Below are 12,807 nucleotides of genomic sequence, written 5' to 3'. Positions count from 1 at the left end.
AAGGGGCTTGATTTGGGGGGTAGTTGTGTGGATCTTCTTCTTCGCCGCCGCGGCCGTGCCGCTGCTGGGGGCGGTCCTGTGGCGGGTCCGCGCGTCCCGGCAGCTCTATCCGCCCGTCGACCACGAGGCGCTCACCCTGTACGAGGCGGCGCACCTGCGCGGCGGCGCACCGGCCGTGGCCGACGTGGCGCTGGTCTCCCTCTACCTGACGGGGCGCCTGGAGGTGCGCGAGCGGCGGCTGGTCCCGGTGGGCGGGCCGCCGGTGCGGGACCCGGTGCAGGTGGCGGCGTACGCGAGCGCGGGCGCCGAGGGGCGGGGCGAGTCGGCCCTGGAGGTCCGGCGCAAGGTCTCCTTCTGTCCGCCCGTGCGCCGGGTCGAGGAGGTGCTGGCCGGGCGCGGCCTGGTGCCCGACGGGAAGCGGCTGGCCGCGCTCGGCCGGGTGAACGACGCCGTCGGCGCCTTCGCCGTGCTCGCCGCCCTGCTGTGCATCGCGGCCCTGGTCGCCGACTCGCTGACGGGCGAGGGCAGCGGGATCGCGCCCCTGATCGCCTTCGGGGTGCTGGGCGCGGTGACCGGCGTCCTGTGGTTCGTCCCGCGCCGGTTCGGGCGCATGCCCTCCGGTCACGCGACGCGGGCCGGGCTGCGACGGCTGCGGGAGGTCAAGGAGGACCGGACCTGGCAGCCGCGGCTGGTGGCGGGGGTTCCGATCGTCGGCGCGGAGGCGGACGTACTGGCCGACGTGGCCCGGTACGGCGCCGACCGGGCTCCGGCTGCCCTGGCGCCGCTGCTGCTCGCGCCCTGGCCGCTGGTCCCCGTGGTCGCTGCGGCCTCGTCCTCCGACTCCTCGGGGTCCTCGGATTCCGGGGGGAGCAAGGGCTCCGGGGGGTGTGGCGGCGGGTGCGGGAGCGGCTGCGGGAGTGGTTGCGGCGGGGGTTGCGGGGGGTGCGGGTGTGGATAGGGGGCACCGTTTGAACGATCAAAAAGCAGGGGGGATAGCATATGAGCGCCCCCTAGCTCGAAAGATAAACTTGTGACTGTCAAAGACGACGCGTTCACCAACTGGAAGAACCGCGAGGAGATCGCGGAGTCGATGATCCCGATCATCGGGAAGCTGCACCGCGAGCGGGACGTCACCGTCCTGCTGCACAGCCGCTCCCTGGTGAACAAGTCGGTGGTCAGCATTCTCAAGATCCACCGGTTCGCGCGGCAGATAGCCGGTGAGGAGCTCTCGGTCACCGAGACGCTGCCCTTCCTGGAGGCCCTCACCGCCCTCGACCTCGGTCCGTCGCAGATCGACCTCGGCATGCTCGCCGCGACCTACAAGGCCGACAGCCGCGGCCTCTCGGTCGCGGAGTTCACCGCCGAGGCCGTCGCCGGCGCCACCGGCGAGAACAAGATCGAGCGCCGCGAGGCGCGCGACGTGGTCCTCTACGGCTTCGGCCGCATCGGCCGCCTCGTGGCCCGCCTGCTGATCGAGAAGGCCGGGTCCGGCAACGGCCTGCGGCTGCGCGCGATCGTCGTCCGTCAGGGCGGCGACCAGGACATCGTCAAGCGCGCCTCGCTGCTGCGCCGCGACTCCATCCACGGTCAGTTCCAGGGCACGATCACCGTCGACGAGGCGAACAACACGATCGTCGCCAACGGCAACGAGATCAAGGTGATCTACGCCAACGACCCGTCGGAGATCGACTACACGGCGTACGGCATCAAGGACGCCATCCTCATCGACAACACGGGCAAGTGGCGCGACCGCGCCGGCCTGTCGAAGCACCTGCGCCCCGGCATCGACAAGGTCGTGCTGACGGCTCCGGGCAAGGGCGACGTCCCCAACATCGTGCACGGCGTCAACCACGACACGATCAAGCCGGACGAGCAGATCCTGTCCTGCGCCTCCTGCACCACCAACGCGATCGTCCCGCCGCTGAAGGCGATGGCGGACGAGTACGGCGTCCTGCGCGGCCACGTGGAGACCGTCCACTCCTTCACCAACGACCAGAACCTGCTGGACAACTACCACAGCGCCGACCGCCGCGGCCGTTCCGCGCCGCTCAACATGGTCATGACCGAGACCGGCGCCGCCTCGGCCGTCGCCAAGGCCCTGCCCGACCTCAAGGCGCCGATCAGCGGCAGCTCGATCCGCGTCCCGGTGCCGGACGTCTCGATCGCCATCCTCAGCCTGCGGCTCGGGCGCGAGACCACCCGCGAGGAGGTCCTGGACTACCTGCGGGAGGTCTCGCTGACCTCGCCGCTGAAGCGCCAGATCGACTTCACCACCGCCCCCGACGCGGTCTCCAGCGACTTCATCGGCTCGCGGCACGCCTCGATCGTCGACGCGGGCGCCACCAAGGTCGACGGCGACAACGCGATCCTCTACCTCTGGTACGACAACGAGTTCGGCTACTCGTGCCAGGTCATCCGGGTCGTCCAGTACGTCTCCGGCGTGGAGTACCCGACCTACCCGGCTCCGGCGCTCTGATCCGTCGTCCGCCTGCGGGGCGGGGCCTTCCCCCGGGGGAAGGCCCCGCCCCGAGCCCGGTGGGGGCTCAGCAGGTCAGGTCCTTCGCCGGGAGCCTGCCCGTGGTCAGGTAGCGCGCGGCGGCCTCGTCCGCGCAGGCGTTGGTGCCGTTGACGATGTGTCCCTCTCCGCCCGCGACGGTGACCATCCGGGATCCGCTCAGGGCCCGGTGCATGGCCCGGCCGCCGGCCAGGGGCGTCGAGGGGTCCCACTCGTTCTGCAGGATGAGCGCGGGGACCCCGTTGGCCACCGTCGTACGGGGCTCGCTGCCGGGTTCCCAGAAGGCGCACGGCCTGATGCCGGACTCGAAGTCGCCGGAGAGCGGATAGCGGGCCCTGTCGCGGACCGCGTCGCGGCGGTAGCGCTCGGGGTCGCGCGGCCAGGACTCGCGGGTGTCGGCGCACAGCACCGCCCAGGCGCTCGCGGCTTCGTTGTCCGGGGGAACCTCACGGGCGGACGCCGACGCGAGGGGGCTCGGGCGCCGCTCCGGCCCGCCGGACGGCTGCGGCCCCTCGCCCCCGGCCGCCCGCTTCAGCTCGGCGACCCAGGAGGCGGCCCGCTCCACGCGGGAGAACAGGGCGCGCCGGGCGCGGATGGCGTCACCGGTGTAGCGCGTCCCGCCGACGTCGACGGGTGCGCGGTCGGCCCGGGCGACGAGGTCCCAGAACGTCGTGCGGACCTCGGCGGGGGTGCGGCCCAGTCCGTACGTCGCGTGGCGCCGGGCGGTCCACTCGCTCCACCGCGTGAAGGCGGGCCCCGCCGCGCGCGCCATCTCCTGGAACATGCCCCGCCCGTACCCCGCGGGGTCGGGCGCGCTGTCCAGCACGAACCGGTCCGTTCGCCGGGGGAACATCTGCGCGTAGACGGCGCCGAGGTAGGTGCCGTAGGAGAACCCCAGGTAGGAGATCTTCTCCTCGCCCAGCACCGCCCGGACGAGGTCCATGTCGCGAGCGGTGTTGCGCGTGGTGAGGTGGCGCAGCCTGTCGCCCTCCGCGGCCCGGCACTTGGCGGCCACGGTACGGGCCCACTCCACGTCCTTCGCGAAGGTGCCGGGCGAGTACGGGCGTTCCAGGTCCTGCTCCTCGGCGGTGAGGGCGCAGCCGACGGGCGAGCTGCGCCCGATGCCCCTCGGGTCGAAGCCGATGAGGTCGTACCGTTCCCTCACCTCCGCGGGGAGGTCCGGTCCCAGGCTGACGGGCAGGTCCAGGCCCGGCCCGTTGGGGCCACCGGGGTTGAGCAGCAGGACGCCGCGGCGCTCCTGCGCGCCGGTCGCCTTCACCCGGGACACCGCGACCTCCGTCGTCCTGCCCCCGGGATCGCCGTAGTCCAGCGGCACCGTGAGCGTCGCGCAGGTGAAGGTGGCGGGGTGCTCCGCGTCGCAGCGCTGCCATCGCGGAGCCTGTTGGACGTACGGGCGCAGGGGGTCCGCGGCCGCGGCGGTGGATCCGGACGCGGGCGTCGCGGGTGCGAGTGCGCAGAGGAAGGCCGTCGCGAGGCCGACGATCATGCGGGAGGTCGTTGTCGTGTGGCGCACGGTGCTGCTCGTCCTCGTCCTCGTCGGGTAGGGCCGCTCGGCGCCGGTCACCGGCCGGTGAGCTGCTGCTGGACGCACTGCGCGTACTGCTGGAGACCGTCGGGCTGGTAGCACTCCTGCGTCTGCTCGGCGTACCAGACGAAGAAGACGGCGACCAGGACGGACACCGCGACGGCCAGGGCCGAGGTGACCAGGCCGGTGAGCGCCGTGCCGCGGCCGACGGCAGTCCGCCCGGCCCTCGCCAGGGCGACGACGCCCAGGACCAGGCCGACGCAGCCGAAGAGGCCGCCGATGACGAAGATCGACGTGCTGAGGCCGATGACGCCGAGCACCAGGGCGGCCCCGGCCGGGCCGTTGGTCGTCGGCGTGCGGTGCGGCGGCCCCTGCGTGCCCCCGCTGATGGTCCGGGCGAATTCCTGGGTGTTCATCGAGCGTCCTCCGGTCGGCTGTTCGGGGCACGATCCTGGCTCCCGGCGGCGCGCGGGCGCATCGCGGGAAGGCGGGAGGAGATGCTCCCCCGATCGGGGGAGGGCAGCGCCGAGCCGCCCGGTCATACTGGGTCGATCATGATCAGGGGACTCCGGCCGCTGCTGCGCGGCTCCACGTACGCGGGCATGCTGCTCGCCTATTGCGGCGCGTTGGCGAGCCTGCCGCTACTGCCCTTCGCCCTGCTGGCGCCACTGGCGTGGCCGGCCGCTCCCTACGGCGCCCAGGTCGCCCTGGTCCTCCTGGTCTGGGCCGTGCTGATCGGCTCGGTCGGCCTGGCCCGCACCGTGCGGCGGGCGTTGATCGCCTTCGCCCGCCACCTCCTGCGGGTGCCGTTGCCGGCCCCCGCGGCCGGGGCGGTCGGCGCCGACCGCCTGCGCACTCCCCTCTGGCTGCTGCTGCACGTGGCGCTGGGGTGGACGGGGGCGCTGACGAGCGGTGTGCTGGTGCTCATGGGGATCGCCCTCCCCGGGGGCTGGCTGGACGCCGAGGCCGGGCTGAGCCTCTTCGGCTGGTCGCTGCGCTCCGACGGCGGTTGGCGGAGCTGGCTGTTGGCGTGCTGCTGCCTGCTGCTCGCGGCGGTCGTGTGCGCGGTGGTGACGGGCGCGCTGCGGTGGCTGGCGCCCCGGCTGCTGGGGCCTTCGTCGGTCGAGCGGCTCGCGCTGATGGCCGAGCGGGAGCGGCGCCTCGCCGAACGCAACAGGCTGGCGCACGAGTTGCACGACTCGATCGGGCACACGCTGACCGCGACCACGATCCAGGCGGCGGTCGCGGGCGAGGTCCTCCACACCGACCCGGTGGCGGCGCGGGCCGCGCTGCGCGGCATCGAGGAGTCGGCCAGGGCCGCGCTGGAGGACCTGGACTACGTACTGGGCGTGCTGCGCGAGGAAGGGGTGCGGACGGCGCCGACCCGGACCCTGGCCGATCTGCCCGACCTGCTCGACCGGTTGCGGCACGCGGGCGCGGTCCTCGACGTGGAGCTGTCCGGCGAACCGGCCCAGGTGCAGGGGACGCTCTCCCGCGCCGCGTACCGGATCCTGCAGGAGGGTCTGACGAACGCCTTGCGGCACGGCAGCGGCGGCCCGATCGAGGTCCGCGTGGCGGCGGCCCCGGATGGGCTGGAGCTCAGCGTGGTCAACGGGGCGGGCGCGGGCGCGCGTACGGACGCGAGCGGCCTGCGGACGTCCGGGCGCGGCCTGCCCGGCCTCGCCGAGCGGGTGCGGCTGCTGCAGGGCGAGATCGAGGTCGGCCCGGACGGGCCGCGGCGCTGGCGGCTGGCGGTCCGGCTGCCGCAGCGGTGCGCGGCATGACCGGCGCCGGGGCGGGTCCGGCCGCCTCCGCAGGGGCCCCTGCCGCCGTCACCCTCCTGATCGCGGACGACGACGAGGTGACGCGCAGCGGTCTGCGCACCCTGCTCGCGGCGCAGCCGGGCATCGCGGTGGTCGGTGAGGCCGCCGACGGCGTCGAGGCCGTCGACGAGGCGCGGCGGCTGCGGCCGGACGTGGTCCTGATGGACGTGCGGATGCCGCGCCGCAACGGGATCGAGGCCACCCGGCAGCTCCTCGCCGAGTCGGCCCGGTCGGCCGGGTCGGCCGGGGCGGTCGGTCGGTTCGACCCGCCGAAGGTCGTGGTGATCACCACCTTCGAGAACGACGGCTACGTCACCGCGGCGCTCGGCGCGGGGGCCAGCGGCTTCGTGCTCAAGCGGCTGCCGGTGCGGCAGATCGCCGAGGCGGTGCGCGTGGTGGCGGCGGGCGAGGCGATCCTCTTCCCGGCGGCCCTGCGCCGGATGGTCGCCGCCCGCCCGCTGGGCTCCGCCGAGGCGTTGCCGAAGGCGGCGCTGACGGAGCGGGAGGAGGAGGTGCTGCGGTCGATGGCCACCGGCCTGACCAACCCGGAGATCGCGCAGGAGCTGAGGGTGAGCCTGGAGACGGTGAAGACGCACGTCGGGAACGTGCTGACCAAGCTCGGTGCGCAGAACCGGACCCATGCCGTGGTGATCGCGTACGAATCGGGTCTGGTGGTGCCGGGGTTCACCGGCTGAGCCGGATTTTTCAGGAGCCTTTTGCGGCTCCGGGGGTGCGCGCGATCAGGCCGAGAGGTGACTTGCGCGCGGTTGCGGGGTCCGGGGCCCGCCGCTGATCGCGATCGATTTCGGCCCCCGGGCGCCCGCGCGGCGACCGTCGATCATGGCCGGAACAGGGGCGTCCGTAACTCGCGGGGCCCCCTTGCCAGTTGATGCGGGGATCCCAACAATGCGCATGACAACCGGAGGATCTTCGGTTGCACCGTCATTTCAGAGGGGAACCCCCACATGAACAAGCCTCTCGCCGGCGCGCTGCTCTCCCTGGTCCTGATGGGTGCGGCGGCGGCCCCCGCCGCGGCCTCCGTGTCCCAGGAGCAGCCCACGAAGGCCGCGCAGGCCGTCACGGTCAACTACGCGGGAACGGTCGCGCTCAGCAACTGTTCCGGCTCGGTCGTCCGGACGCCCAACTCCCTCGCGAGCGACCCCGCGCTCGTGCTCTCCAACGGCCACTGCCTGGAAACGGGCTTCCCGGCCGCCGGCGAGGTCATCAAGGACCAGCCGTCCAGCCGGTCGTTCTCGCTGCTGAACGGGTCCGGCACGAAGGTCGCCACGCTGCGGGCCAGCAAGGTCTCGTACGCGACGATGACCGACACGGACATCTCCATCTACCAACTGACCAAGACCTACGCGCAGATACAGAGCCAGTACGGCATCGCCGCGCTCACCCTCAACGACGCGCACCCGACGCAGGGCGCCTCGATCAAGGTCGTCTCGGGCTACTGGAAGCGGATCTACACCTGCAACGCCGACGGGTTCGTCTACCGCCTCAAGGAGGGCGACTGGACCTGGAAGGACTCGATCCGCTACACCTCGGCCTGCAACACGATCGGCGGCACCTCCGGCTCGCCGGTGATCGACACCGCGACCGGCCGGGTCGTCGCCGTCAACAACACGGGCAACGAGGACGGCCAGCGCTGCACGGAGAACAACCCCTGCGAGGTCGACCAGAACGGCAACGTGACCGTCCGCAAGGGCATCAACTACGCGCAGGAGACCTACATCATCGTTCCCTGCATCGGTGCGGGCAGCAAGATCGACCTGACCCGTCCCGGCTGCGTCCTGCCGCGGCCGTAACACCGCCGCGCCCCCGCCCCGCGCCACGGCGCGGGACGGGGGCGCGAAGGTCGTTCAGGAGCCGGCGAGGAGTTCGAGCGTGTCGATGACGCGGTGCGAGAAGCCCCACTCGTTGTCGTACCAGGCGACCACCTTGATGTGCCGGCCGTCGACCCGGGTGAGGGCCGAGTCGAAGATCGACGAGGCCGGGTTGCCGGTGATGTCGGAGGAGACCAGCGGGTCGTCCGAGTACTCCAGCACGCCCGCGAGCGGTCCGTCCGCCGCGGCGCGGTAGGCCGCCAGCACGTCCTCGCGGGTCACGTCGCGGGCGACCGTCGTGTTGAGCTCGACGATCGAGCCGACCGGGACCGGGACCCGGATGGAGTCGCCCGACAGCTTGCCCGCGAGGTTCGGCAGCACCAGCCCGATCGCCTTCGCGGCGCCCGTCGTGGTCGGCACGATGTTGACCGCGGCGGCGCGGGCGCGGCGCGGGTCCCGGTGCGGACCGTCCTGCAGGTTCTGCTCCTGCGTGTAGGCGTGCACCGTCGTCATGAAACCGTGCTCGATGCCCGCGAGGTCGTCGAGCACCGAGGCCAGCGGCGCGAGCGCGTTGGTCGTGCACGAGGCGTTCGAGACGATGGTGTGCGCGGCCGGGTCGTAGGCGCCGGTGTTGACCCCGAAGGCGAGCGTGACGTCGGCGCCGTCCGCCGGAGCGCTGACCAGCACCTTCCGCGCACCCGCGGTGACGTGGGCGCGGGCGGCGGTCGCCGAGGTGAACCGGCCGGTCGCCTCCAGCACGATGTCGACGCCGAGCTTCTCCCAGGGCAGCCGCTCCGGCTCGCGCTCGGCGAGCACGGTGATCCGGCGGCCGTCGACGACGAGGTCGTCCCCGTCGACCCGCACCGGGCGGCCGAGCCGACCCGAGGTCGTGTCGAAGGCCAGCAGGCGCGCGAGGGCGGCGGGCTCCGTGAGGTCGTTGACGGCGACGACCTCCAGGTCGCTGTCGCGTTCGAGCAGGGCGCGCAGCACGTTGCGTCCGATGCGGCCGAATCCGTTGATGGCGATGCGAGTCATGAGTATCCGTGTCCCTTCGGTTCCCCTCCAGGTTCGCGCGCCGCGCCCGCACGTGACAGCGGCGAGATCGCCACGGTCCGCAAGGATCGCGCCACGAGCGCCACGAGCGCCACGAGCGCCACGAGCGCCACGAGCGCCACGGGTGGCGCGGCTACTCGCCCCGGGCGAAGGTGCGCCGGTACTCGCTCGGCGTGGTGCGCAGGATGCGCTGGAAGTGCAGCCTGAGGTTCGCGCCGGTGCCGAGGCCGACGTCCGCGGCGATCTGCTCGACGGCCCGCTCCGAGCGCTCCAACAGCTCCCGGGCCATGTCGATGCGGGCCCGCATCACCCACTGCATCGGGGTGTACCCGGTGTCCTGCGCGAAGCGCCGCGAGAAGGTGCGCGGCGACACGGCCGCGTGCTGGGCCAGCAGCTCCAGGGTGAGCGGTTCGCCGAGCCGGTGCAGCGCCCACTCGCGGGTGGCGGCGAACCGCTCGCCGAGCGATTCGGGCACGCTGCGCGGGACGTACTGCGCCTGACCGCCGCTGCGGTAGGGGGCCGCGACCAGGCGCCGGGCCGTGTGGTTCGACGCGGCCACCCCGAGGTCGCCGCGCAGGATGTGCAGGCACAGGTCGATGCCCGAGGCCGCTCCGGCCGAGGTCAGCACGCTGCCCTCGTCGACGAACAGGACGTTCTCGTCGACCCGCACCAAGGGCCACTTCGCCGCGAGCGCCCGCGCGTAGTGCCAGTGCGTGGTGGCGCGCTTCCCGTCGAGCAGCCCGGTGGCGGCGAGGGCGAAGGCACCGGTCGAGATGGCCGCGAGGCGCGCGCCCCGCTCGTGGGCGGCGACCAGCGCGTCCACCACGGCCCGCGGCGGATCGTCGCGGTCGGGGAACCGGTAGCCGGGGACGAAGACGATGTCGGCCCACGCGAGCGCGTCGAGGCCGTGGGCGACGGCGTACGACAGTCCGTCCCCGCCCGCCACGAGACCGGGCGCCGCTCCGCAGACCCGCACCTCGTAAGGCATGCTCGCGCGGGTCGTGAACACCTGCGCGGGAATGCCGACGTCGAGGGGCTTGGCCCCTTCGAGCACCAGGACGGCGACGCGGTGGGGGCGGTGATCGGCGGGTACGGACGCGGGCACGGGCACGGGCACGAGCGTACGCGGGGGAGCGCGGCGCCCCGGTCGGCCGGGGGCGCGGCGAAAATGCGGTGCCGTGCGGGTCGGTCCGGGCACAGAATCGCTGCATGACGGACATGCGCGCGTTCCGGGAAGCGGTCGGCCACTGGGCGGCGGGAGGCCCCGGCGATCCGGCGGGCGAACTGGCCGCGCAGCTGGGGCTGCGCACGGCCGTGCTGCTGGAGGGGCCGAGCGACCTGGAGGCCGTCGAGGTGCTGGCCGCCCGGCGCGGCCGGGACCTGGAGGCCGAGGGCGTGTGCGTCGTGGCGATGGGCGGGGCCATGAGCATCGCCCGCTACGCCGGTCTGCTCGGACCGCCCGGGCTCGGGCTGCGCCTGCGGGGCCTGTGCGACGAGGGCGAGCAGGGTTTCTACGACCGCGGTCTGGAACGGGCCGGGGCGCCGCGCCGGGGCTTCTTCGTGTGCGTGGCGGACCTGGAGGACGAACTCATCCGCGCGCTGGGCGCGCCGCGGGTCGAGGAGATCATCCGGGAGGAGGGGGACCTGCGGCCCTGGCAGACCTTCCTGCGCCAGCCCGCACAGCACGGGCGCTCCCGCGAACGGCAGCTGCGGCGCTTCCTCGGGACGAAGAAGGGCCGCAAGATCCGCTACGGCCGCCTGCTGGCCGAGACCCTCGACCCCGCACGGGTCCCGGTCCCGCTCGACGACCTCGTCAGGAGCCTGTGAGGTCCGCGAGCCTGTGAGGTCCGCGAGTCCGCGACGCGAACGGGCCGGGTCGGTGCGGGTCGGTGCGGGCTCTCCTACTGGGCGGCCGCGCGGCAGGCGGTCACCGCGGTCGCGTGGGTGACGTTGCTCTCGGCGAGGCCCGCCACGCACTCGTCGTCGGCGCCGCTCAGACCGACGTAGCACGCGGCGCGGACGGCTTCCGGAGCCTCACCGCCCCGCAGCTCCCGCTCCACTTGGTTGATGCAGGTGTTGACGTCCGCGTGCGCGGCGGGGGCCGTGAGGGCCGCGCCGCCGAAGGCGAGGGTCAGGCCGGTGAGAACGCTTGCGATACGGGTCGACGTGCGCATGGGGCGCACCTGCTCTCCGGGATCGGCGCGCGGCCCGGGATCAGGGCGTGCCGGGGTCGCGTGGAACGGCGCCGAGCGCATGCGGCCGACACGTCGCCGCCTGGCTCCGGTCCCCGCGCCGGACGGGCTCGACAGGGCGATTCCTTCCTCCTCCGACGCTAGAACAGCCCCCCGCGTCCCGCACCCGCTGGACCCTGGGGCGCCGCGCCCACGGCGTCAGCCGCCGCCCGGCACCGCCAGTCCCAGCAGGCTCGACGCGTCCTGCGCGAGGTGCGCGCCCGCCTCCTCGTCCCCGGCCACGTGGTGCAGCAACCGCTGTTGGAAGGCGCCGTCCAGCATGGCGTACGTCGCGGCCGGCGACGGGAGGACCTCCGCCCGCGACAGCTGCGCGTACCGGGTGACGATCCGCCAGATCATGTCCTGGAGCGTCGCGTCGATCTCCAGCACGTCCGCGCGGAACGACTCCTCGAACAGGGCCTGCGAGCGCAGGTCGTACCAGAGCCGGTGCACGGCGGCGTCCGCCACCAGCGTCTCGGCGAGCCCGGCGGCGAAGCCCGCGCGCAGCTCCCCGGCGGTGTCGCTGTCGGTGACGATCCGGTCGTAGCGGTGGACGCAGTCGGCCTTGTACTGCCGCACGCAGTAGGTGATCAGGTCGATCTTGTCGCGGAAGTAGTAGTGCAGCACGCCGTGCGAGAAGGACGAGTTCTGGGCGATCTCGCGCAGGCTCGTCCGTGCGTAGCCCAGTTCGGAGAGCGTCTGCAGCGCGGCGCCGGCGAGTTCGCGGCGCCGCTCCTCGAACTTGTCGACCTGGCGGCGCGCGATGCGCTCGCCGTGCCGATCGACCGTGGTCATCGGGCCGCTTCCCCCTCCGGAACGAGCACTGTGGGGTCGCAGCGTAGCCGACCCCGTCGTCCCGGCACGGCGCCTTGACGACTGTCCAAGAAATTTTGGGCAACTGTCAAACAATATCTTGACGCTCGTCCAATCGCGGTCCTACGTTGTGCCGCGCATCACTTCCGACGTGAAGGGACCGGCGCCATGGAGACGTTCGATCTGACGGGCAAGCGCGTACTCGTCACAGGAGGAGCGCGCGGGTTGGGCGCCGGAATGGCGCGGGCGATGGCGGCGGCGGGGGCGTCCGTGATGCTCGGCGACGTGCTGGAGGACGCCGTCGAGCGGACCGCGGCGGACATCGCCGCGCGGACCGGGGCGCACGTGGTCGCCACCGTGATGGACGTGACCAGCGACGGAGACTGGGCGGCGGCCGTCGCGCACGCCGTCGACGCCTTCGGCGGCCTGGACGTGCTCGTCAACAACGCGGGCATCGAGGTGACCCAACTCCTCGTCGACACCGACCCGGACGAGATCCGCGCGATGCTCGACGTGAACGTCATCGGCACCATGCTCGGCATCAAGCACGGCCTGCGCGCCATGCGCATCGAGGGCCCGGGCGGCGGCACGGGCGGGGCGATCGTCAACGTGGCGTCCGTCGCCGCGACCATCGCCTTCCCCGGCATCGCCGGGTACTCCGCCACCAAGTCCGCCGTCGACCGGCTCACCCGCGTCGCGGCCGCGGAGTCCGGCCGCCTCGGCTACGGCGTGCGCGTCAACTGCGCGTACCCGGGCCTGGTCGCCACCGACATGGGCACCAAGCTCGCCGTGGAGACCTCGCGGCTCGGCCTGTTCGACGGGCCGGAGGCCGCCGTCGAGGCGGTCGTGGCGCTCACCCCCTCGGGACGCCTCGGAGAGGTGGCGGACATCGCCGACGCGGTGGTCTTCCTGGCCTCGGACGCCTCGCGGTTCGTGAACGGCGCCGGGCTGTCCGTCGACGGCGGGATGGGCATGTGACGACGCCGAGGACGCAGCC

Annotated in this window: 13 protein-coding genes; 7 read left to right on the top strand and 6 right to left on the bottom strand. The window is 73.3% G+C overall.

Annotated features, from left to right (window positions below; genetic code table 11):
• Positions 1-25: 25 nt before the first annotated feature.
• Together ACFWAR_RS29985 and ACFWAR_RS29980 are read left to right on the top strand one after the other, a co-directional pair.
• Complete coding sequence (locus ACFWAR_RS29985) at positions 26-958, top strand: TIGR04222 domain-containing membrane protein (protein WP_385783712.1); 933 nt, start codon at positions 26-28, stop codon at positions 956-958.
• A 72-nt stretch (positions 959-1,030) separates the two neighbouring features.
• A complete protein-coding gene (locus ACFWAR_RS29980) occupies positions 1,031-2,476 on the top strand; it encodes a glyceraldehyde-3-phosphate dehydrogenase (RefSeq protein WP_385783709.1) in 1,446 nt (481 codons plus the stop codon).
• Positions 2,477-2,543: 67 nt separating this feature from the next.
• Here ACFWAR_RS29980 and ACFWAR_RS29975 read toward each other — a convergent pair whose 3' ends face one another.
• Positions 2,544-4,022 (bottom strand): alpha/beta hydrolase, encoded by a 1,479-nt coding sequence (locus ACFWAR_RS29975; protein WP_385783758.1) that lies wholly within the window; start codon positions 4,020-4,022, stop codon positions 2,544-2,546.
• A gap of 74 nt (positions 4,023-4,096) precedes the next feature.
• The gene (locus ACFWAR_RS29970) at positions 4,097-4,477 is read right to left on the bottom strand and encodes a DUF4190 domain-containing protein (RefSeq protein ID WP_385783707.1); all 381 of its coding nucleotides are present in this window, start codon (positions 4,475-4,477) and stop codon (positions 4,097-4,099) included.
• 138 nt (positions 4,478-4,615) lie between these two features.
• Between ACFWAR_RS29970 and ACFWAR_RS29965 the strand changes: the two genes are divergently transcribed.
• The 3 genes from ACFWAR_RS29965 (at position 4,616) to ACFWAR_RS29955 (ending at position 7,695) form a co-directional block, all read left to right on the top strand.
• Positions 4,616-5,845 (top strand): sensor histidine kinase, encoded by a 1,230-nt coding sequence (locus ACFWAR_RS29965; RefSeq protein ID WP_385783704.1) that lies wholly within the window; start codon positions 4,616-4,618, stop codon positions 5,843-5,845.
• On the top strand, positions 5,842-6,579 hold the full coding sequence (locus ACFWAR_RS29960; protein WP_385783702.1) for a response regulator: 738 nt from the start codon (positions 5,842-5,844) through the stop codon (positions 6,577-6,579). The genes ACFWAR_RS29965 and ACFWAR_RS29960 overlap by 4 nt, the downstream gene beginning before the upstream one ends.
• 270 nt (positions 6,580-6,849) lie before the next feature.
• Positions 6,850-7,695, top strand: coding sequence for a serine protease (locus ACFWAR_RS29955; RefSeq protein ID WP_385783700.1), 846 nt, complete (start codon positions 6,850-6,852; stop codon positions 7,693-7,695).
• A gap of 54 nt (positions 7,696-7,749) precedes the next feature.
• Here ACFWAR_RS29955 and gap read toward each other — a convergent pair whose 3' ends face one another.
• Positions 7,750-8,748: a type I glyceraldehyde-3-phosphate dehydrogenase gene (gene gap / locus ACFWAR_RS29950; RefSeq protein ID WP_385783697.1), complete on the bottom strand. Its 999-nt coding sequence runs from the start codon at positions 8,746-8,748 to the stop codon at positions 7,750-7,752.
• A 151-nt stretch (positions 8,749-8,899) separates the two neighbouring features.
• Positions 8,900-9,871: a GlxA family transcriptional regulator gene (locus ACFWAR_RS29945; RefSeq protein WP_385783755.1), complete on the bottom strand. Its 972-nt coding sequence runs from the start codon at positions 9,869-9,871 to the stop codon at positions 8,900-8,902.
• Positions 9,872-9,975: 104 nt separating this feature from the next.
• Here ACFWAR_RS29945 and ACFWAR_RS29940 point away from each other — a divergent pair, with 104 nt between their 5' ends.
• On the top strand, positions 9,976-10,593 hold the full coding sequence (locus ACFWAR_RS29940; RefSeq protein WP_385783694.1) for a TOPRIM nucleotidyl transferase/hydrolase domain-containing protein: 618 nt from the start codon (positions 9,976-9,978) through the stop codon (positions 10,591-10,593).
• Between the two features lie 74 nt (positions 10,594-10,667).
• On the opposite strand, the gene ACFWAR_RS29935 is transcribed toward ACFWAR_RS29940, so the two are convergent.
• Entirely contained in the window at positions 10,668-10,940 is a 273-nt protein-coding gene (locus ACFWAR_RS29935) for a hypothetical protein (RefSeq protein WP_385783691.1), read from the bottom strand.
• 216 nt (positions 10,941-11,156) lie between these two features.
• Positions 11,157-11,792, bottom strand: a complete 636-nt coding sequence (locus ACFWAR_RS29930) for a TetR/AcrR family transcriptional regulator (protein ID WP_385783689.1) — start codon at positions 11,790-11,792, stop codon at positions 11,157-11,159.
• Positions 11,793-11,978: 186 nt separating this feature from the next.
• Between ACFWAR_RS29930 and ACFWAR_RS29925 the strand changes: the two genes are divergently transcribed.
• On the top strand, positions 11,979-12,788 hold the full coding sequence (locus ACFWAR_RS29925; RefSeq protein ID WP_385783686.1) for an SDR family NAD(P)-dependent oxidoreductase: 810 nt from the start codon (positions 11,979-11,981) through the stop codon (positions 12,786-12,788).
• The last annotated feature ends 19 nt before the right edge of the window (positions 12,789-12,807 follow it).

The organism is Streptomyces sp. NPDC059917 (assembly GCF_042730635.1).
Classification (GTDB): Bacteria; Actinomycetota; Actinomycetes; order Streptomycetales; family Streptomycetaceae; genus Streptomyces.
Note: the sequence above shows the minus strand (reverse complement) of the source record. Positions and strands in the feature narration are given on the sequence as shown.